Origin of the sequence: Arcobacter sp. s6 (assembly GCF_040884245.1) — a bacterium.
Taxonomy (GTDB): Bacteria; Campylobacterota; Campylobacteria; order Campylobacterales; family Arcobacteraceae; genus Aliarcobacter.
In genome coordinates this window covers 58,306-78,200 of the sequence record NZ_JBEVTN010000016.1, presented here as the reverse complement: position 1 = coordinate 78,200, position 19,895 = coordinate 58,306, and the positions used below count along the sequence as shown (strand labels likewise).

Annotated in this window: 32 protein-coding genes; 1 reads left to right on the top strand and 31 read right to left on the bottom strand. The window is 29.7% G+C overall.

Translation table 11 applies throughout. The annotated features are described in order from the left end of the window. Positions 1 to 20: 20 nt before the first annotated feature. Genes ABVS04_RS11170 through ABVS04_RS11155 form a run of 4 tightly spaced genes read right to left on the bottom strand, consistent with a single transcriptional unit; the run spans position 21 to position 4,493 of the window. Positions 21 to 800: a zinc ABC transporter substrate-binding protein gene (locus ABVS04_RS11170; protein ID WP_368030807.1), complete on the bottom strand. Its 780-nt coding sequence runs from the start codon at positions 798 to 800 to the stop codon at positions 21 to 23. Positions 801 to 825: 25 nt separating this feature from the next. Continuing rightward, positions 826 to 2,583: an aspartate--tRNA ligase gene (aspS, locus tag ABVS04_RS11165; protein ID WP_368030806.1), complete on the bottom strand. Its 1,758-nt coding sequence runs from the start codon at positions 2,581 to 2,583 to the stop codon at positions 826 to 828. Positions 2,584 to 2,628: 45 nt separating this feature from the next. Continuing rightward, entirely contained in the window at positions 2,629 to 3,828 is a 1,200-nt protein-coding gene (locus ABVS04_RS11160; protein WP_368030805.1) for a hypothetical protein, read from the bottom strand. Further along, complete coding sequence (locus ABVS04_RS11155; RefSeq protein ID WP_368030804.1) at positions 3,825 to 4,493, bottom strand: uracil-DNA glycosylase; 669 nt, start codon at positions 4,491 to 4,493, stop codon at positions 3,825 to 3,827. Before ABVS04_RS11155 ends, ABVS04_RS11160 begins: the two co-directional genes overlap by 4 nt. Positions 4,494 to 4,619: 126 nt before the next feature. On the opposite strand from ABVS04_RS11155, the gene ABVS04_RS11150 reads away from it, so the two are divergent. Further along, positions 4,620 to 4,832: a hypothetical protein gene (locus ABVS04_RS11150; RefSeq protein ID WP_368030803.1), complete on the top strand. Its 213-nt coding sequence runs from the start codon at positions 4,620 to 4,622 to the stop codon at positions 4,830 to 4,832. 197 nt (positions 4,833 to 5,029) lie between these two features. On the opposite strand, the gene infA is transcribed toward ABVS04_RS11150, so the two are convergent. The 27 genes from infA to ABVS04_RS11015 form a co-directional block, all read right to left on the bottom strand. Further along, positions 5,030 to 5,248 (bottom strand): translation initiation factor IF-1, encoded by a 219-nt coding sequence (infA, locus tag ABVS04_RS11145; protein WP_014473706.1) that lies wholly within the window; start codon positions 5,246 to 5,248, stop codon positions 5,030 to 5,032. Positions 5,249 to 5,259: 11 nt separating this feature from the next. Continuing rightward, positions 5,260 to 6,024 (bottom strand): type I methionyl aminopeptidase, encoded by a 765-nt coding sequence (map, locus tag ABVS04_RS11140; protein WP_368030802.1) that lies wholly within the window; start codon positions 6,022 to 6,024, stop codon positions 5,260 to 5,262. A 2-nt stretch (positions 6,025 to 6,026) separates the two neighbouring features. Beyond that, positions 6,027 to 7,289 (bottom strand): preprotein translocase subunit SecY, encoded by a 1,263-nt coding sequence (secY, locus tag ABVS04_RS11135; RefSeq protein ID WP_368030800.1) that lies wholly within the window; start codon positions 7,287 to 7,289, stop codon positions 6,027 to 6,029. A gap of 2 nt (positions 7,290 to 7,291) precedes the next feature. Beyond that, positions 7,292 to 7,690 carry a 50S ribosomal protein L15 gene (gene rplO / locus ABVS04_RS11130; protein ID WP_368030799.1) on the bottom strand — a complete coding sequence of 133 codons (399 nt, stop codon included), beginning with the start codon at positions 7,688 to 7,690 and terminating at the stop codon, positions 7,292 to 7,294. A gap of 5 nt (positions 7,691 to 7,695) precedes the next feature. Continuing rightward, positions 7,696 to 8,139, bottom strand: a complete 444-nt coding sequence (gene rpsE / locus ABVS04_RS11125) for a 30S ribosomal protein S5 (protein ID WP_368030798.1) — start codon at positions 8,137 to 8,139, stop codon at positions 7,696 to 7,698. 9 nt (positions 8,140 to 8,148) lie between these two features. Continuing rightward, positions 8,149 to 8,508 carry a 50S ribosomal protein L18 gene (gene rplR, locus ABVS04_RS11120; RefSeq protein ID WP_368030797.1) on the bottom strand — a complete coding sequence of 120 codons (360 nt, stop codon included), beginning with the start codon at positions 8,506 to 8,508 and terminating at the stop codon, positions 8,149 to 8,151. 9 nt (positions 8,509 to 8,517) lie between these two features. Further along, on the bottom strand, positions 8,518 to 9,054 hold the full coding sequence (gene rplF, locus ABVS04_RS11115; protein WP_172125574.1) for a 50S ribosomal protein L6: 537 nt from the start codon (positions 9,052 to 9,054) through the stop codon (positions 8,518 to 8,520). A gap of 9 nt (positions 9,055 to 9,063) precedes the next feature. Then, positions 9,064 to 9,462 carry a 30S ribosomal protein S8 gene (gene rpsH, locus ABVS04_RS11110; RefSeq protein ID WP_368030796.1) on the bottom strand — a complete coding sequence of 133 codons (399 nt, stop codon included), beginning with the start codon at positions 9,460 to 9,462 and terminating at the stop codon, positions 9,064 to 9,066. A gap of 13 nt (positions 9,463 to 9,475) precedes the next feature. Then, positions 9,476 to 9,661, bottom strand: coding sequence for a type Z 30S ribosomal protein S14 (locus ABVS04_RS11105; protein ID WP_004510833.1), 186 nt, complete (start codon positions 9,659 to 9,661; stop codon positions 9,476 to 9,478). Continuing rightward, positions 9,661 to 10,209 (bottom strand): 50S ribosomal protein L5, encoded by a 549-nt coding sequence (rplE, locus tag ABVS04_RS11100; RefSeq protein ID WP_368030795.1) that lies wholly within the window; start codon positions 10,207 to 10,209, stop codon positions 9,661 to 9,663. Before rplE ends, ABVS04_RS11105 begins: the two co-directional genes overlap by 1 nt. 1 nt (position 10,210) lies before the next feature. Beyond that, the gene (rplX, locus tag ABVS04_RS11095) at positions 10,211 to 10,450 is read right to left on the bottom strand and encodes a 50S ribosomal protein L24 (RefSeq protein ID WP_172125565.1); all 240 of its coding nucleotides are present in this window, start codon (positions 10,448 to 10,450) and stop codon (positions 10,211 to 10,213) included. A 1-nt stretch (position 10,451) separates the two neighbouring features. Beyond that, positions 10,452 to 10,820: a 50S ribosomal protein L14 gene (gene rplN / locus ABVS04_RS11090; RefSeq protein WP_004510830.1), complete on the bottom strand. Its 369-nt coding sequence runs from the start codon at positions 10,818 to 10,820 to the stop codon at positions 10,452 to 10,454. Then, a complete protein-coding gene (gene rpsQ, locus ABVS04_RS11085; protein WP_368030794.1) occupies positions 10,820 to 11,071 on the bottom strand; it encodes a 30S ribosomal protein S17 in 252 nt (83 codons plus the stop codon). The genes rplN and rpsQ overlap by 1 nt, the downstream gene beginning before the upstream one ends. 10 nt (positions 11,072 to 11,081) lie before the next feature. Continuing rightward, a complete protein-coding gene (rpmC, locus tag ABVS04_RS11080) occupies positions 11,082 to 11,273 on the bottom strand; it encodes a 50S ribosomal protein L29 (protein WP_118916810.1) in 192 nt (63 codons plus the stop codon). Next, positions 11,260 to 11,685, bottom strand: a complete 426-nt coding sequence (rplP, locus tag ABVS04_RS11075; protein WP_128358937.1) for a 50S ribosomal protein L16 — start codon at positions 11,683 to 11,685, stop codon at positions 11,260 to 11,262. The genes rpmC and rplP overlap by 14 nt, the downstream gene beginning before the upstream one ends. Before the next feature lie 2 nt (positions 11,686 to 11,687). Beyond that, on the bottom strand, positions 11,688 to 12,392 hold the full coding sequence (gene rpsC, locus ABVS04_RS11070; protein WP_368030793.1) for a 30S ribosomal protein S3: 705 nt from the start codon (positions 12,390 to 12,392) through the stop codon (positions 11,688 to 11,690). Continuing rightward, complete coding sequence (rplV, locus tag ABVS04_RS11065; protein ID WP_368030792.1) at positions 12,392 to 12,724, bottom strand: 50S ribosomal protein L22; 333 nt, start codon at positions 12,722 to 12,724, stop codon at positions 12,392 to 12,394. The genes rpsC and rplV overlap by 1 nt, the downstream gene beginning before the upstream one ends. Before the next feature lie 2 nt (positions 12,725 to 12,726). Beyond that, positions 12,727 to 13,002, bottom strand: a complete 276-nt coding sequence (rpsS, locus tag ABVS04_RS11060; protein ID WP_368030791.1) for a 30S ribosomal protein S19 — start codon at positions 13,000 to 13,002, stop codon at positions 12,727 to 12,729. Positions 13,003 to 13,011: 9 nt separating this feature from the next. Beyond that, complete coding sequence (gene rplB / locus ABVS04_RS11055; protein WP_368030790.1) at positions 13,012 to 13,839, bottom strand: 50S ribosomal protein L2; 828 nt, start codon at positions 13,837 to 13,839, stop codon at positions 13,012 to 13,014. 11 nt (positions 13,840 to 13,850) lie between these two features. Further along, positions 13,851 to 14,132: a 50S ribosomal protein L23 gene (locus tag ABVS04_RS11050; RefSeq protein ID WP_172125551.1), complete on the bottom strand. Its 282-nt coding sequence runs from the start codon at positions 14,130 to 14,132 to the stop codon at positions 13,851 to 13,853. 1 nt (position 14,133) lies between these two features. Continuing rightward, entirely contained in the window at positions 14,134 to 14,745 is a 612-nt protein-coding gene (gene rplD, locus ABVS04_RS11045) for a 50S ribosomal protein L4 (protein WP_368030789.1), read from the bottom strand. Next, the gene (rplC, locus tag ABVS04_RS11040; RefSeq protein ID WP_368030788.1) at positions 14,742 to 15,317 is read right to left on the bottom strand and encodes a 50S ribosomal protein L3; all 576 of its coding nucleotides are present in this window, start codon (positions 15,315 to 15,317) and stop codon (positions 14,742 to 14,744) included. The genes rplD and rplC overlap by 4 nt, the downstream gene beginning before the upstream one ends. Before the next feature lie 19 nt (positions 15,318 to 15,336). Continuing rightward, entirely contained in the window at positions 15,337 to 15,651 is a 315-nt protein-coding gene (gene rpsJ, locus ABVS04_RS11035; RefSeq protein WP_014473685.1) for a 30S ribosomal protein S10, read from the bottom strand. A 226-nt stretch (positions 15,652 to 15,877) separates the two neighbouring features. Then, entirely contained in the window at positions 15,878 to 16,972 is a 1,095-nt protein-coding gene (locus ABVS04_RS11030; RefSeq protein WP_368030787.1) for a VWA-like domain-containing protein, read from the bottom strand. Between the two features lie 6 nt (positions 16,973 to 16,978). Then, positions 16,979 to 17,983 carry an AAA family ATPase gene (locus ABVS04_RS11025; protein ID WP_368030786.1) on the bottom strand — a complete coding sequence of 335 codons (1,005 nt, stop codon included), beginning with the start codon at positions 17,981 to 17,983 and terminating at the stop codon, positions 16,979 to 16,981. A gap of 1 nt (position 17,984) precedes the next feature. Further along, positions 17,985 to 19,340 (bottom strand): hypothetical protein, encoded by a 1,356-nt coding sequence (locus ABVS04_RS11020; RefSeq protein ID WP_368030785.1) that lies wholly within the window; start codon positions 19,338 to 19,340, stop codon positions 17,985 to 17,987. A 62-nt stretch (positions 19,341 to 19,402) separates the two neighbouring features. Next, a complete protein-coding gene (locus ABVS04_RS11015; protein WP_368030784.1) occupies positions 19,403 to 19,891 on the bottom strand; it encodes an HIT domain-containing protein in 489 nt (162 codons plus the stop codon). Positions 19,892 to 19,895 lie beyond the last annotated feature (4 nt).

Genomic DNA, 19,895 nt, shown 5'->3' with positions numbered 1-19,895 from the left:
AAATAATTATATACTTATAACTATTTGAATAAGTTTTGAGAGAGGTTTAGAAGATTGAATTGCCATTGATCACCAAAAATATCGTCTTCTATGATTTCAACATTTAAATTACTTGAAAGTGAAAGTGCAATGTTATAATCCATTCCTCTATAAAATAATAATTTTTTAATATTTCTATTTTGTGTAAATTCAAGAGTGCTAGAGATATCAGCAATATTTAAATATTTTTTTTCTTTTTTAATTATATTAAGTCTAAATCTATTTGCAAAATTATCCCAATAATCATCAAAAGCATAGATAGTAGTTACATCACTTCCACTCATTTTTTGTTTTACTTTTAAAAAAGTATCATCAATTTCATCTAAAAAATTTTCATAATTTTCTTTATAAAAATCTTTTTTCTTTTTATCAATTTCTACAAAAGCTTCATAAATATTTTTTGCAACTATTCTCATAGCAAAGGGATCTATCCAAATATAAGTATTAGTATTTAATTTATCTACACCTTTAGACATATCAATTACAATTAAATTTGGATTTCTTTCTTTTAAAGTATTTTCATACTCTTTTTCAACATCTAAACCAAAATGAAAATATATTTTTGAGTTAGAAAGTCTTGAAACTTCAGATGATGGTAGTTTTCTAAATTCTGACAAATATCTATTTGTAATTTCTCTTGGCACAATTTCTTTTTCTGCTATTTTCTTAATAATATGAGTTTCAAGGGGAAAATAAGTAACAATTTGCATTTTTGCAAAAAGAAACAAAGGAGAGAGTATTAAAAAAAGAATTTTCATCATGTCTCTCTCCTGTTATAAATTTATATTAAATATCAGTAACAGTTTTTCTTAATCTGATACTTAACTCTTTTAATTGATCTTCATCTACACTTGATGGAGCTTGGGTTAATAAACATTGAGCTTTTTGAGTTTTAGGAAATGCTATTACATCTCTGATTGAATCAGTTCCTGCAAGTAACATAATCATTCTATCAAGTCCCATTGCAAATCCACCATGAGATGGAGCTCCATATTGAAGTGCATCAAGTAAGAAACCAAATTTCTCTCTTGCTTCCTCATCCGAAATTCCCATAAGTTTAAATACTTTTGATTGAATTTCTTCTTTGTGAATTCTTATACTTCCTCCACCAAGCTCAGTACCATTTAAAACAATATCGTAAGCAATTGATTCGATTTCTTCTAAGTCTTCAACATTATCAAGTGATTTAGGCATAGTAAATGGATGATGAAGTGCTTTTGTTCTTCCATCTTCAACTTCAAACATTGGGAAATCTACAACCCATAAGAATTCTAAAGCATCAGCTGGAACAATATTCATTTCATTTGCTAGGAATAATCTAAATCTTCCCATATAATCCCAAACTACTTTCTTAGCTCCTGCTCCAAAGAATACAACATCACCAACTTCAAGTTCAGTTGCTTTTACTATCTCTTCTAAATCAGCTTCTGAGAAGAATTTAGTTAATGGACCTTTTAATCCATCTTCTTTCATTTGGAAGTAACCCAAACCTTTAGCTCCAAATTTTCTAACGTAATCTTCAAAACCTTTCATTTGTCTCTTAGAGAAGATATTGTCTCCATTTTTACATTTTAAAGCTTTGATTCTATTGTTCTTTTTATCTTTTGCAATATCAGCAAAAATTTCATTAGTAGAGTTAGCAAAAATATCAATAACATCAACAAGTGGCATATCAATTCTTAAATCAGGTTTATCACTTCCATATTTTTCCATAGCTTCAGAATATTTCATTCTTCTAAAAGTTTTAGGAACATCTTTACCACATTTTGTAAATACATCATAGATAAGTCTCTCAGCAACTGCAATAACATCATCTTGAGTACAAAATGACATCTCAACATCTATTTGAGTAAATTCAGGTTGTCTATCAGCTCTTAAATCTTCATCTCTAAAACACTTTGCAATTTGAAAATATTTATCAAATCCAGCAACCATTAAAAGTTGCTTAAATAATTGTGGAGATTGAGGAAGTGCGTAAAATTCACCAGGATGAACTCTTGATGGAACTAAATAATCCCTAGCCCCTTCAGGAGTTGATTTTGTTAAAATAGGAGTTTCAACATCTAAGAAACCTAATTCATCTAAAGTATTTCTAACTTGAATAGCAGCTTTAGATCTTAATTGAAAAATATTAAATGATTTTGTTGATCTAAGTTCTAAAAATCTATTTCTTAATTTAATTTCATCATTAACTTTTTCATCATTAATATCAAAAGGCATTGGCTTAGATTTATTTTCAATAACTAAATTATTTAAAACAATTTCAATCTTTCCAGTTTTTAGATTTGGATTTTCAAGTCCTTCACCTCTTGCTCTTACAAGTCCAGTTGCTATTAAAACATATTCATCTCTTACAGTTTCAGCAATTGCTAAAGCATCTTTACTATCACTTGGATCTGCTACTAATTGAACTAATCCACTTTTATCTCTTAAATCTATAAATATAATTCCACCGTGGTCACGTCTACTGTTTACCCAACCAGCAACAGTTACAGTTTCACCAATTTTTGCTTCAGTTACATCTGTACAATAATGTGTTCTCAAATTCTAATCTCCATTCACATAAATATTCGCGATTTTATCTAAATTTTACTTAATTTCTAAAAAGCCTACATCTGTGCTTTTAAATAATTTTGGGTTATATACAGCTTCATTATCAATTATCTTTGTTTGCACTAAATTTGAGTTATTACCATAATATAAATAATTAATTCCAACTAAAGTAGAATAATCAACCCATTCATAAACAATATTTCCACCAAAAGTAGTAATTTCATCTCTTAATTCATTATTAACACTATCAATTGAATTCGCAATTACTAAATTCTCTCTATCTTGTGTTTGAGTTAATAACATTAACATTGGATCATAACTTACTTGCGTTGATAATATAGCCTTTGGAGATATATCATATGCTCTTAATTGAGATAAAATTAATGATGATTTAACTAAATCTGTATTTAAAAATAAAGTTGAATTATTTAATTTATAATCATTTACTATATATTTAAAATTTGTTTCTGTTTTACTAATTTCTTTTCTAACTCTTGTATCATATACTGATGCATCATAAGCTCTTTTTAATTTATTTCCAATATAAGTGTCTTGATAAAACATTGCATTATTTGTATTTGAGTATGAAATTAATTTTTTAACTTGTTGATCATAAGAAATCGAACCAAAAATCAGATTTTCATTATTTGTTAATGAATCCTTTTTTTCAATTAAAGGAAGATAAACTTTTACATCACCTGTAACAATTTTATCAAGTGAAGAAACTGCACTTGGAGTAAATAAACCTATAATTTTTGTAACACCATTTTGTTTTGCTTTTGCAAATGCTAAATTAATATTGTCATAACTTTCATTAGTAGAATCAATGATAGATAAATCATAATCAGCTTTTTGATAAGATAAATATCCAGAAATAGTATTTAAAGAAGTTTTTGCATATTTTTCAACTAAAGAAGACGGATAAATAAAAGCAACTTTAATTTTTACTTTTGCCAAATCAACTTGGATCTCTGAAATTATTTCCCCATCAGGAATTTTATCTTCGCTAGGTACTGCGATATTATCAGCAAGAGTTCCCTCACTAACTTTTATATCAATAGGTTTTAATCCCTCAATAACAGGTGTGGATTCGACAATTGGTTTTTCTTGTTTTATTTTAATTTCTGAAACTTTCTCTTTGTTTTGGCTTTGAGGAAGTTTCAAAGGAACTGTTTGTTTTTGAGTACAACCAAAAAACACAAAAACTAATATTAATAAAGTAATTATTTGTCTCAATTTATATTCTCCATGTAATTTTTAATTTTTAGCATATCATAATATGCATCTTTTTTTGAAGATGGATTTCTTAATAAAAAACTTGGTGAAAATGTAGCAATTAATGAAATACCATTAAAGCTTAATTCTTTTCCTCTAACTTGTGCAAAATCAGAACTATTTTTTAATAAATAAGAATATGCTTTTTCTCCTAATGTCACAATCAATTTTGGACTTACTAACTCAATTTGTTTTAACAAGTAATCATTGCAAGTATCAATATTTGAATTATTTAAACCATTTGAACTTTTACATTTTACCAAAGTAGTTAAATAAACATCTTCTTTTTTTATATTTAACACATTTTCAATCATTTTACTCAGTAACTCACCCGATTTACCTGCATAAAAAATACCCATCTCATCTTCACTGTTACTTGGTTCATCACTAATAAACATAATATCAGAAGAAGGATTCCCATAAGCAAATAAAACATTCTTTCTGCTTTTTGAATGTTCACATAAATAACAATGTTCAACACTGTTTTTTAATTCATTTAAATTATTAGGTAATTTAAAATTTCTTACTTCTGTTGAAAAAAAATCTAATGATTCATGATATTCATAACCAAAAGATTTTAGATTGTGTAAATTTTTCAATATTTGATTTTTAACTGTTTTTGTCATATGAAATTGTACATAAATGTTTCTTTTACAATTATTTGTTCCAATAATATGAACAAAAATGAAATAATACTTGACATTTGTTCCATTATTTTATAAAATAACAAATAATTAAGAATAGGAATTAAAATGACAGCCCCTAGTTTAAGAAAACTAGAATACGATTTAGATGTAAATAAAACTACTTTGCATAATTGGAAGAAAAATAGACCTAAACTTTATGAATTTATAATTGAATCATATAAAGATAGAGAAATAATGAAAAAACATTTAGAATTGATGCTAGAACAAAAAGAAATTATTCAAAAAGAGATTGATATAACTAAAAATAGAATTAATTAAAATTAATATAAAAAACTATGGAGCTAAATATTGATAGTATAACTTTTTTAAAGTGTGCGAAATATTATTAGTTTTGGCTTCATAGTTTTTTATATTTTTATGAAGATTTAAAACTTAACAAAGAGTCTTGGATTTTTATTTAAGAAAGATATAAATAAGGAATTAAATTCCTTATTTAAAATAGATATAAAATAAGATTATTTATATCTATGTGTGATTCTACCTTTATCTAGCGAATAAGGTGTAATCTCTACTTTTACAGTATCATTAGGTAAGATCTTAATATAGTGCATTCTCATTTTTCCTGAGATATGACATAATACAACATGTCCATTATCTAATTCAACTCTAAACATAGCATTAGGTAAAGCTTCAATTACTTTACCATCAATTACAATTACATCATCTTTAGCCACTTTTTTCTCCCTTAGTTTTCCGAATTACTTAAAATAACAGCTGTTCCATTAATTACAGCAACAGTGTGTTCATAATGACTTCCTCTTAATCCATCACCTGATACAACATCCCAACCATTTTCTAAAATGACAGGATTTCTATCTTTTTGACAAATCATAGGTTCTATACAAAATACCATTCCATTTTTGATTTTTGGACCAGATTTTGCATTTCCATTTTCTAAATAATTTGGAATTTCTGGTTCTTCATGTGGTTTTTTACCGATACCATGTCCACAAAATCTAACTAGTGGTTGATAGCCTCGTGATGTTATAAAATCTTCAATAAGTTTAGATAATTCTTTAAATCTCATACCTTCTTTAATTACATCAATTGCATAATATAAAGAATCTTTTGCACAAGCAATTAAAGCTTCATCTTCTTTTGAAATTTTTCCTATAGGCATAGTAATTGCAGAATCACCATACCATCCATCAATTTCAGAGCCAATATCAATACCTAAGATGTCACCTTCTTTCAAAACAACATCAGTAGGAATTCCATGGATGATAACTTCATTTAATGAAGTACAAATAGCAGCAGGGAAACCGTAAAGTCCCTTAAATGAGGGTCTAGCTCCTAAGTTTCTTAAGAACTTTTCCCCCATTTCATCAACTTGTTTTAAAGTCATTCCAGCTTTTACTGAATTTTTTAAATAGTTTAATGTTTTTGCAACTGCAATATTTGCAATTCGAAGTTTATCTATCTCATTTGGTTTTCTTAATGGGATAGCCATTTTTATAATCCAACCGCACTAAGAGTTTGATATTTGTTTGTATACTGTTGAGCTTCTATTTTTCTCATAGTATCAATAGCAACTTGTACAACGATCAGTACAGCAACTCCTCCAAAATAAAAAGGTACACCCATAGCTTTTACAATAAGCCAAGGTAAAGTTGAAATTAATCCCATGTATATAGCACCCCAGAATGTTAATCTACTTGCTACTTCATTTAAAAACTCAGCTGTACTTGCTCCTGGTCTAACACCAGGAATAAAACCACCTTGTTTCTTTAAATTTTCTGAAATATCTTTTGCATTAAATGTAATTGATGCATAGAAGAATGCAAAGAAAACTACAAATAAAAACATAAATAAATTAAAAGTATAAGAATGAGGACTTAAATAATCCGCAATCATTACTAAATATTTATTTTGACTACCTTGTAACACAGTTGCAGGAAACATCAAAATAGCACTTGCAAAAATTGCTGGAATAACTCCACTTAAATTTACTTTAATTGGAATATAATTCATAATTCTTTTGTTTTGATTTTGCATCATTACTTTTCTAGAATATGAAACAGGAACTCTTCTTTCACCTAATTCAACATAAATAATAGCTCCAACTGTTGCCATAATAATTACTAAAATAGCAATTACAGTTAAGAAATTCATTTGTCCATTATTAACTAAATCAATAGTTCCACCAATTGCGCTTGGGATTGCAGATACAATTCCAGCGAAAATAATTAATGAAATACCATTTCCAATACCTTTTTGTGTGATTTGTTCACCAATCCACATTAAAAGCATGGTACCTGTTAACATTGAAATTGCAGAAACGGCAATAAATGTATTCATATCGATTGAAATAGCACCCTGACCACTTTGACCTGTTAATGAATTAAGACCAACAGAAACACCAATAGATTGAATTAATGTAATAACAATTGTAGTGTATCTAATGATTTGCATGTATTTTTGCATACCATCTCTTTCTTTTTTCATTTTACCAAGTGCTGGGAAAGTTGCTGCAAGTAGTTCCATAATAATAGAAGCAGTAATGTAAGGCATAATTCCTAGTGAAATAATAGACAATCTTTCAACTGCATTTCCACTAAACATATTAACAAGACCTAGTGCATTGTTAGCATTAGAGTCGAAAAATTCTTTAACTACGTCTATATTAACTCCAGGTACTGGCACGTATGCCAGTAATCTGTAAAGAAAAATAAAGCCTAATGTAATAAGAATCTTATTTATTAGATCTTTACTCATAATTATTTTCCAGTAGTTGTAACGTTTTCGTCTTTAATCTTAGCTACTAAATCTTTTGCAGTTGATCCAATTAATTTAACTTTTTCAACTGATTTTGATAATTTATACACAGATTTAATTGAATCTAATGTAATTTCATCAAGAGTTGCAATTTGAGATACTTTATCAACATTGATTGAATAAGGTTTAGCTACTCTTGAAAAGAATCCAACTTTAGGAAGTCTTTTGTAAAGTGGTTGTTGACCACCTTCGAATCCTCTTTTCATTTTATAACCAGATCTAGCTTTTTGACCTTTGTTACCTTTTCCTGCTGTTTTACCAGTACCGCTTCCTTGACCTCTACCAATTCTTTTAGTATTTTTAGTACTTCCAGCTGCTGGTTGTAAGTTATTTAATTCCATATTCTCTATCCTTTAATTCTAGCTAATGCTTCAACAGTAGCTTGTACAAGGTTGTTTGGATTATTAGAACCTAAAGATTTTGCAATAATATCAGTTACCCCTGAAAGCTCAAGAACAGGTCTTGCAGCTCCACCAGCGATAAGCCCAGTACCCTCAGATGCTGGTTTTAATAATATTCTACTTGCATTATATTTATGTTCAATGTCATGTGCGATTGTAGTTCCTTTAATAGAAACAGTTACTAAGCTTTTGAAAGCGTCATCTAATGCTTTTTTAATTGCATCAGGAACTTCTTTTGCTTTTCCTGTTCCGAAACCTACTGTACCGTTTTTATCACCAACAACAACTAAAGCTGTAAATCTGAATCTTCTACCACCCTTTACAACTTTTGTTACTCTTCCGATTTTAACGATTGCTTCTTGAAAATCTTCTCTATTAACTGCTGCCATCATTAACCCTTATAATTTGATACCGTTATCTCTTAATGCATCTGCAAAAGCTGCAACTACACCATGGTAAAGATAACCGTTTCTGTCATAAACTACTGTTTCAATTCCAGCAGCTTTTAAATTTTCAGCAAGTTGTGCTGCTACTTTTACTGCGTTTACTTTATTAATGCTTAAACCCATAGCTTGAGAGCTAACAGCTGCTAAAGTTACACCTTCAACATCATTAATAGCTTGTGCACTAACATATTTATTAGATTTAAAAATTGATACTCTTGGCTTTTCAGCTGTACCAAAAATTGATCCTCTAACTCTTTTTTTTCTTTTTATTCTTAAAGCATTTTTTTTAGCTAAGTCTTTTATTCTACTCATAGTTACACCTTACTTCTTAGAAGTTTTTCCGGCTTTTCTGATGATTTTCTCATCAGTATATTTAACACCTTTACCTTTGTAAGGTTCTGGTTTTCTAAAGCCTCTAATAATTGCAGCAGCTTGACCAACTTGTTGTTTGTCAGCACCTTTAACGTTAATTATGTTTTTTTCAACAGTAACTTCTAATCCAGCTGGGATTTCATAGTTAATAGGGTGAGAATAACCTAATTGTAGTTCTAAAACTTCACCTTTTACAGCAGCTCTATAACCAACACCATTGATTTCTAAAGATTTAGTAAAACCTGAATTTAATCCATCAATTGCATTGCTTGTTAAAGCTCTGTAAGTTCCCCAGAATGCTGAAGATTCTTTATCTTCACCAACTCTAGTTAAAACAACATTTCCATCAGCAACTTCAATATTTACTCTACCATGTGTTTCAACAGTAGATACTTTGTTACCTTTTTTTACACTAATTACTGTACCAGAAACTGATACTTCAATCCCTGAAGGGATTGCGATAGGTTTTTTTCCAATTCTAGACATTAAACTCTCCTACCATACCGTACAAAGTAATTCGCCACCAACATTAGCTGCATGTGCTTCATCATTAGCAAGTACACCTTTGTTAGTTGAAACGATAATTGTACCGTATCCATTTTTAAAGCTTTTAATTTCAGAAGCATTTTTATAAACTCTTCTTCCTGGCTTAGAAACTCTTTTAATTTCGTTGATTACTGATTTCTCATTATCATCATATTTCAATTCAACTTGAATTGTCTTCTTATTGTTTTGTCCATCAATAACTTTGAATCCAGTAATATACTCTTTTTGTAATAAAACGTTTAAAACACCTACTACAGTATTTGAGTGTAATAATGTTGCAACTTCTAATTTTCTCATTGCAGCATTTCTAATTCTTGTTAAAGCATCTGCGATTATATCATTCATCATAGCTTAAATTCTCCTACCAACTAGCTTTTCTAACACCAGGTAATAAACCTTCGTTAGCCATTTTTCTTAAACAAACTCTACATAAACCAAAATCTCTATAAACAGAGTGAGGTCTTCCACAAACTGAACATCTTGTGTATGCTCTTACAGCAAACTTAGGTGTTCTTTGTTGTTTAGCGATCATAGATTTCTTTGCCATTACGCTCTCCCTTTAGTAAATGGAATACCTACTAATTCTAATAATCTGAAAGATTCAGCATCGTTAGTTGAACTAGTAGTTATTGAAATGTTCATACCATGTGTTTTAATAATATTATCATATACAACTTCTGGGAACATTAATTGCTCATCTAAACCAAAGTTGAAGTTTCCTCTACCATCAAAACCATTTTTATTAAGACCTCTAAAGTCTTTTACTCTTGGTAATGCAACGTTACAAAGTTTGTCTAAGAAGTTATACATTTGCTCACCTCTTAAAGTAACTTTAACACCAACTGGCATACCTTCTCTAACTTTAAATCCAGCTACTGATTTTTTAGCAATAACTTTTACTGCTCTTTGACCAGCAATTAAAGAAATTGTATCTTCAATATTTTGGATTAATTTAGAATCTTTCATCGCTTCACCAGCACCAACAGAAATAACTACTTTTTCTAACTTTGCAGTTAAAGTTTTGTTTTTTACAAATTCTGATTCTAAAACTGGTTTGATTTCTGATTTATATTTTTCAAATAATCTAGATGCCATATTAGTTACCCTCTACTTTTGCTACATTTGAAATGTCAATTGGCATTTCTTTGTTAACGAATCCACCTTCAGGATTTTTTTCCTGATCAGGTTTAACAGTTTTTTTAGCAACTTTACAATCTTTTACGATTACTTTATTTTTTGAAGGTAATACTCTTAAAACTTCACCAGTTTTACCTTTGTCATCTCCAGCGATAATTTTTACAGTATCACCTTTTTTGATTTTTAATTTAATTGCCATATTATAGTACCTCCGGTGCAAGTGAAACGATTTTCATGAAACCTGAATATCTAACTTCTCTAGCTACTGGTCCAAAGATTCTTGTTCCAACTGGTTCTCTTTTTGCATCAAGAATAACCGCTGCATTATCATCAAATCTAATTAATGAACCATTTTCTCTTTGAACTTCTTTATGAGTTCTAACAACAACAGCTTTAACAACTTGACCTTTTTTGATCTTTCCAGTTGGAAGAGCTTTTTTAACTGAAGCAACAATAACGTCACCAACAGTTGCGTATCTTCTTTTAGAACCACCTAAAACTTTGATACACATAATCTCTTTTGCACCTGTGTTGTCAGCTACATTTAATCTTGTAAAACTTTGAATCATTATTTAACTCCTGTAGCTACAATTGTCTTTAATCTAAAAGATTTAGTTTTTGACAATGGTCTACACTCAACAGCGATAACACTATCACCAACATTTAATTCATTTTTTTCATCATGAACTAAATATTTCTTAAATCTTTTTACAGTTTTGTGATATTTAGGATGTAATACTGATCTTGTAACTAATACAGAAGCAGTTTTATCTCCAGAATTTTTTACCACTATACCTTGAATCTCTCTTTTATGTGTCATACTTAGATCCTTAGTTAGCTTTTGCAGCAGTCATAGCTGTTTGAATTTTAGCGATGTCTTTTTTAGCAACTCTTAATTCAGATGTGTTTGTCAACTGCATAGTTTTTAGCTTAGCTTTTAATTCAAAAAGAAGCACCTTTTTCTCTTTTAATAATACTTGAAGTTCACTCAAGTTTTTGTCTTTTAAATCAGTATAGTTCATTTTCGCTATCTCTTGTTACAATTTTAGTTTTAAATGGTAGCTTGTGCATTGCTAACGTTAAAGCTTCTCTAGCTAATTCGTCAGATACTCCAGCCATCTCAAAACAAATTCTTCCTGGCTTAATGTTCATAACCCATTTATCAACAGAACCTTTACCTTTACCCATTCTTGTTTCTAATGGTTTTGCAGTAAGTGGTTTATCAGGGAATACCATAATCCAAACTTTCGCTTGTCTTTTTACTTTTCTTGTCATTGCAATTCTTGACGCTTCAATTTGTCTTGAATCTATTCTTCCGTGTTCAACAGCTTTGATACCGATATCTCCGTATGCTAAAGAGTTTCCTCTATGAGCCATACCTCTATTTCGGCCTTTCATCATCTTTCTGAACTTAGTTCTTTTAGGCATTAACATAATTATTTACCTCTTTTCTTAGTTGGTCTTCTTTTAGGTTTAGAAGAAGTGTCTTCAGCTTTTTCAGTTGGGATACCTTTAGCTAATACTTCACCTTTGAAAATCCAAACTTTGATACCTACACAACCATAAGTTGTATGAGCTTCAGCAAAACCATAATCAATTCTTGCTCTTAAAGTATGTAAAGGAACTCTTCCTTCTAAATACCACTCAGTTCTAGCCATTTCAGCTCCACCAAGTCTTCCAGAAACAGATACTTTAATACCTTTTGCTCCACCTTTTAAAGCGTTTTGCATAACTCTTTTCATAGCTCTTCTGAACGCAACTCTTCTTTCTAATTGTTGAGCAACATTTTCAGCAGATAGCTGAGCAGAAGTTTGAGGTTTTCTCTCTTCTTTAATATTTACAGCGATTTCTTTACCAACTAATTTTGAAAGTGCATTTTTAAGTTTTTCAACATCTGCACCTTTTTTACCGATAATAATACCAGGTCTAGCAGCAACAACTGTAACTCTTACTTTTTTTGCAGTTCTTTCTACGATAGTTTGAGCAATTCCAGCATAGTATAATTCTTTTTTAACATACTTTCTGATTTTGTCATCTTCTGCAACGTTTGCTGGCATTGTTTCAAATTTAGGAAACCATCTTGATTCCCAGTTTCTATTAATACCTAATCTTAAACCTATTGGATTAACTTTTTGACCCATTACTTATCTCCTTTAGTTGCAGCAGCTACTTCAATCATAATATGTGCAGTTGGTTTGTGCTTTGGAGATGCACTTCCTCTAGCTCTTGGAGTAAATCTCTTAAGAACTGGACCTTTATCAACTCTTGCTGATACAACAACTGCATCAACAGGATCTAAACCTGCATTTGCTACAGCAGATGCAATAACTTTAGAAATAATTCCAGCAGCTTTATTTGGAGTAAATTGTAAAGATGCGATTGCATACTCTGCATTCATTCCTTGAACTTCTCTAGCAATTAATCTTGCTTTTGTAGGAGAAAGTCTAATAAATTTTAATATTGCTTTAGCCATTCTTATGCCTTTCTTTGAACAGAACCTTTATGGCCCTTAAACGTTCTAGTTGGTGCAAACTCACCTAATTTATATCCAACGTGGTTCTCAGTAACATTAACTGGAACGAAATTTCTTCCATTGTGCACATTGAAAGTTAATCCGATCATATCTGGTAATACCATAGATCTTCTTGACCAAGTTTTAATTGGTTTTTTATCGTTAGCTTCGTTAGCTTTGATAACTTTCTTTAATAGGTGCGCGTCTACGAATGGACCTTTTTTTATCGATCTTGCCATCTTAAACCCTTACTTCTTTCTTTTTGAAATGATTAGTTTGTCACTAGCTTTTTTCTTTCTAGTTTTATAACCTTTAGTTGGCATACCCCATGGAGTAACCGGATGTCTACCAGAGTTAGTTTTACCTTCCCCTCCACCGTGTGGGTGATCAATAGGGTTCATTGCAGAACCTCTAGTTTGAGGTCTAATACCAAGGTGTCTACTTCTACCAGCTTTACCAACTACCATGTTAGAGAAATCTTCGTTTCCAACTACACCAATTGTAGCTATACAAACACCAAGAATTTTTCTCATTTCACCAGATGGTAATCTCATGATAACATACTTGTCTTCTCTACCCATAATTTGAGCATATCCACCAGCAGATCTAGCGATTTGTCCACCTTTTCCTGGTTTCATTTCAATATTATGAACCATTGTTCCAACTGGGATACTCATTAATCTCATAGCATTACCAGGTAAGATATCAAGTCCAGATTCAGCAGCTTGTACTTTATCTCCAACTTTTAATCCAGAAGGTTGTAAGATATATCTTTTATCTCCATCTAGGTAAGTAACTAAACAAATTCTACAGTTTCTGTACGGATCGTATTCTACAGTTGAAATTGTACCTTCAACACCGAATTTATCTCTTTTGAAATCAATAATTCTATATAATTTCTTAGCACCTGCTTCTTTGTGTCTTGATGTAATTCTACCGTTATTATTTCTACCAGCGTTTGCTTTTACTCTTACAAGTAAAGATTTAACAGTTGGTTTAGAAGTAATATCTGAAGTATCCATAACAGACATAAATCTTCTTGCAGGAGTTATTGGTCTAAATTTTCTAATTGCCATTTATAATCTCCTTAAGCTGAAAGGTTCGCAATTGCTGCGCCCTCAGGTAATGTTACATAGAATTTTTTGAAATCAGCTCTTTTACCGATTTTCCCTTTAAATCTTTTTACTTTACCATTTTGTCTTAAAGAATTTACTTTTGAAGGTGTTACTCCAAAATACTCTTTAAATACTTCTTTTAAACCGTTTTTAGTCATTCTTGGACTAGTTTGAACAACGATTACACCATTTTCTTGAAGCTCAATTGTTTTTTCTGTATATAATATTGCTTTAATATCTGTAATATCTGCCATCTTAAGCCTCTTTTGTTAATGCATCAAGTACTGATTTTTCAATAAGTACTGAGTGGTATGCAGCAATTAAATAAGCGTTAACTTCTTGCTTTTCAACCATATAACAGTTTTTAATGTTTCTAAACGCTAAATAAGTTTTTTCATCAATTGTATCACATACGATTAATGTATCTCTTTTGTTTAATTTTGTTAAAACTGCAACTGCCTCTTTAGTTTTTCCAGATTCAATTTTAATTGAATCAACAACAAATAATGTACTGTTGTTTGCTTGAGCATTGATAGCATATTTTAATGCTAATGCTTTTTGTTTTTTGTTAACTTTTTGATTATAGTTTCTTTTAGTAGGTCCAAATGCTTGACCCCCACCAACGAATAAAGGAGATCTTTTTGAACCCCATCTAGCTCCACCAGAACCTTTTTGAGCTTTAGGTTTTTTACCACCACCGCTTACTTCTGCTCTTGTTTTCGCTCTTGCTGTATTTGATCTTAATGCCGCTAAATAAGATTTAACATATAAATATAAATTATGTTTGTTAATTTCTTCATAACTAGCTGGTAAAACTACTTCACCATTATTTTCAAATTTTTCGTTTAATACTATTGCTTTGCTCATTTAGCAACCTTTACTTTTCCTAATGCTCCGTTTGGACCAGATACTGAACCTTTAAGAACTAAAATTCCAGTTTCAGCGTCAAATGAAATTACATCATTTTTAACAGATACATTTGTATTTCCGTATTGCCCTGGCATTTTCTTACCTGGCTGAACTCTACCTGGCCATTCGCAGTTACCGATTGAACCAACTCTTCTACCCATTCTGTGTCCGTGAGATGCTCTACCACCTGCAAAATTCCATCTTTTAACCGCACCAGAGAAACCTCTACCTTTAGTTTTAAAAGTTGTTTTTAAAATTTGCGCTTCACTTAATCCAGAAACATCTAAATCACCAGCTTCAGCATTTGCTACTGTAATTGTTGCAAATCTGTTAAACTCTTTAGATAAGTTATATTTTTTTTGTATACCTTCGATAGCTTTGTTAAATTTTTTACCATTACTATACGATACAATTGCTACACCGTCAGTCACTTCACACACTTTAGTATCAAGAACTTTTAAAAGTGTAACAGGAGTACTTGGAACAGAAACTGTTCTACTCATACCGATTTTTTGAACTATAAATTCCATCTTGTATTACCCTTTCTTCTTATTCTTGACCCATAGATCTAACTTCAACATCAACTTCAGGAGCTAAGTCAAGTTTCATTAACGAATCTACAGTATCTGGAGTTGCAGCGATGATATCAATAATTCTTGAATGAACTCTGATTTCAAATTGCTCTCTAGAATCCTTATTTACGTGAGGACCTTTAATAACTGTATATCTTCTGATTTTTGTAGGAAGAGGGATTGGACCTCTTAAATCAGCACCAGTTCTTTTTACGGCTTCAACAATTGAAGCAACACTTCTGTCTAAAACTCTATGATCATAAGCTTTAAGCTTTAATCTAATCTTTTCCATTTTTTTCCTTTAAAGAACTCGTTAGATGCGCATAAATGCACTCTAACCACATTTAGTGGACGCGGATTATAACTTAATTGGAGTTAAATGTCAAGTATTATGGGCTTTCATATAAAAAATTTAGAATTTTATTTCCTTTTATAAAGGAAGATATTGCTATTTTATATGGTCTTTAAAGTTTATATTAAGAATAAATAAAAGTGCTTCTTTTTTATATATAAATTTTTTATAAATATATTAGTCTTCCAAAAGGAACATCAACATCATCTTTAGTTAATACCCAAACTGTGTCGAAATTTCCTTCATCTTGAGGAAACTTTCCAAGGCCATCAGTAAAATACAATAAGAGATTTATATCTTCAATATTTTGATCTATATAAATAAAGGTATTTTCAAAGTTTGTTCCACCTCCACCTTTTATAGTATATGATAACTCATCCCCTGCGTATAATATATGATGCTCATGAACTTTTGCATCTGTAATTAGTAAATCAATTTCAAAATTTGTAAAAGTATTCATAATAGATTCAACTTCTGTTAAAAATTTTGAGAGTAAACTTCCCTCGATTGAACCGGAACTATCTATTGCAATTACTACTTTTGCTTTTGAACCACTAAGAGAGGGAAGTGCAATACCAGAACTTAAATATCTTTTATTAGCAGGAAACAATCTATAATCAAACTTTACAGCTTGTTCTATCACTTGATACAATTCATCTTCCCAAGAGATCTTTCCCTCGAATAAATTAGGTACAAATATTTCAATTCCCAAAGGTAAATTCCCTTGAAGTTTTGCTTTATTTATAAGTTGTTCATTCATATCTATTAATGATTCTTCGTCATCTATTTCTTGCTCTTGTTGATTTTCAAAACTTATATGAGATATTTGTTCAGGAGTGTGTTTATCATCATCTATTTCATTTTCAAGTGTTGCATATATTGCTTCTGCACTCATATCATCAAATCTCATATCATAGTTTATATGATCTGGTATTTCTAAACCATTATTTACAAGAAGTGAGTTTATTGCATAATCAGTAGCTAAACTCCAAAGCCATGGCATTCTGTTTTCTAATCTATTTTGATGATTAAAAGCTTGATGCATAGCTGAGTTTGTAAGTACAAAAGCTAACTCTTCATTTGATAAAGAGTCTATATATGTATCATTATATTCAAAGCTATTAGTTTTTGATTTAAAAGTTTTTATATCTTCATTTAACACAGGTTTTAAATATGAAGCAATTGAGCCAAAATATGGTTGGTCTATTATCAAAGATGATTTTACCCTTGAAATTTTTAACTCTAAATCTTCAATATTCATTTCACATTAACCAATCAAAAATTTATTTGCATTTACCCAAGATTTCCATGAAGTTGAACTTTCAACATCAATACCCTCTTTTTGTAAATCTCGTATTAACATAACTGAAAACTCATCTGGTAAAGATAAAGAATAGTTTAAGATATTTGTTACAAACTCAACACTTGAATTCTCTTTTAAAGCATATACAATACCCGTACATAATGCATATAAAACAGAGTTATTACTTGGAACTTCATTTGACTTTGCATTTATAATTTCTTCTATATTTGGAAGCTTATCTATAACTTTACAAAAGTTCATAAACTCATCAGAACTCTCCTTTCCAACTGCTCCACTTATTACATCTTTTAAAAAATCAATTTGTAAATCTGAATTTAAAATATTATTTACAAAAGACCAAGACCTAGGTGTTGCAAATGATTTTTCTTTTGATTTAACATCAAAGGTAAAAAGATTTTGTGGCTTATATGATAAAAATGAGATAATTCTTCTATCAATTTTATTTTCATATGCCCAAGATTTCCATTCATCAAGATTCAATTCAAAATCAAAATGAACAAATCTATTTGCAAGAGGTGTTGGCATTCTATATGTTACTCCCCTATCGCTTTCATAATTACCAGCAGCTACAATTGCATAATTAATAGGAAGGATATATTCACCAATTTTTCTATCTAAGATAAGCTGATATGCAGCTGCTTGAACAGTAGGAGGTGCTGAGTTTATCTCATCCAAAAAAAGTATTCCATTAGCTTTACTATTTGTATCTGGCAAAAATTCTGGCTTTGCCCAAATTGCACTTTTATTACTTGCGTCAAAAAATGGTATTCCTCTTAAATCAGTAGGATCAAGAAGAGATAATCTTAAATCTATAAATTCCATATCTTTGTCATCTGCAATTTGTCTAATAATTGAAGATTTTCCAACACCTGGACTTCCCCATACAAAAACTGGGATTTTTGAATCTATCATTGCTATTAATGATTTTTTTAAACTACTTGATTTCATTTTACATTCCTACCATTTTTCTTGTAAATTCTCTAAAACTATCATTATTTGAAATAATATTTTTTAAACCACCATCATATTGATATTGTAAAAGTATATTTATTGGTGTACTAATATTTGCACAAAGTGTTTCATTTATATATCTATCATTTAAAGCTGCTAAACTTTTTAATACCTCTTTTGGAGTTGAAATATTTTGAGCCAGTGATAAATTTACATCATAATCATCAAGTGAAAAAAGATATAAATATAGTTGTGTTGGTAAAGTTGTATTATGAGCTATACTAATATTATAAATCTTATCTTGAAGTTTTAAAAACTCCTCTATTTTTGTTTTTGAACAGTTTGCATTTTTTAGTAGATTTATATTTGCATTATCAATATCTTTTTCAAAAAGTTTATTTATCATCCCTTCATCTAAACTAAGATTTGAGCTTAAATAAATAGCATTTATATCATCTATATCTTTATATAGTTTATCAAATAACTCAAGGCTAAGATTTGCTTTTTTTAAGAACTCTTTTTTTAGTTTTTGATTATTTAAAAATCCATCTATAAATGAATTATCATAATTATTAGCTTTTATTAAAGATAGGCTTATCTCTTCTATATTTTTTTCAAAAAGTTTTTTTTGAATCATTAGATTTATTGACTCATTTAAAGCTAAAAATTTCAACTCATTAATTTTATTATTTTTTAGTATTTGCAATTGTGTTGTTTTTGAACTATTTGGATTTAGAGCAACAACTTCTTTTAAACTTAAAGGTTGATCTTCTTGTGCATTTTTTGCTGAAATTATATAGTTTGGCATATTATAAATAACATCTAAAAGATTTGAATTGGATGTTTCTAAGGCTGTATAATAAACCCCAATAGGAGCATATTGAATATTGTGATTTGTTTCAATTAGTGAGCAAAATCTCTCTACTATTTTTGTACAAACATCTCGATTATCATCACTATCATAAATATCATCATTTTTAAAATCATATAATTTTAAAAGTTTAACAAAAATATCATCAGAGAAAAAATTATTATTTAAAAGTTTAATTAATCTGTCGTTATCTTTTGATATTTTAATTGCCATTAAAATTGAGTCAATATCTAAATTTGAAGAGAATTCTTCTTCTAGTCTTTCGATTTGTATTATTTGAATTTGTTTTTTTGATAGCTCGTAAATTTTATCTTCTAAATGAATTGGTGTAAATTTACCTTGAATTATGATTGTAGCTTCATTTATAGAGTTTACTAAAACTGAACCTTTTTGAAGAAGATATTTTTCTAATTCACTTTTGTCAATTTTATCACCTCGACCTGCAAAAAAAATGTTTTGATTTTCTAATTGTATATTTTCCATAAAGGCATAATAACCCATATTTTATTAAATAACACAATTAATGTCCTATTTTAAGTAAAATTTTATATGAAATATTTTGAAGCGTTACTTTTTAATTTATTTAGAATTTCATCAAATGAAGCAGGATAAACTCTAGTTCCACCAATAGTGCTAATAAAATTTGTATCACCAAGCCATCTTGGAAGCATATGATAGTGAACATGTTGTTCTATTCCAGCACCTGCTGCTTTTCCTAGATTCATTCCAATATTCACACCTTCACAAGGCATAATTTCTTTTAAAAGTTTAACACCTTGTCTTACTCGAATACTCATTTGCATCCAAACATCATCTTCTAAATCTTCTATGTTTGAAGTATGAAAATGGGGTATTACCATCATATGACCTGGACTATATGGAAACTTATTCATAACAACATAACAATATTCATCAAAAAATAGAACTTGCATTTTTTCATCTTCTAAGTTTTTAGAAATATGACAAAAAACACAACCTTCTATCTTTTCTTCACTAACATATGAGTATCGCCAAGGTGCATATAAATGTTCCATATTT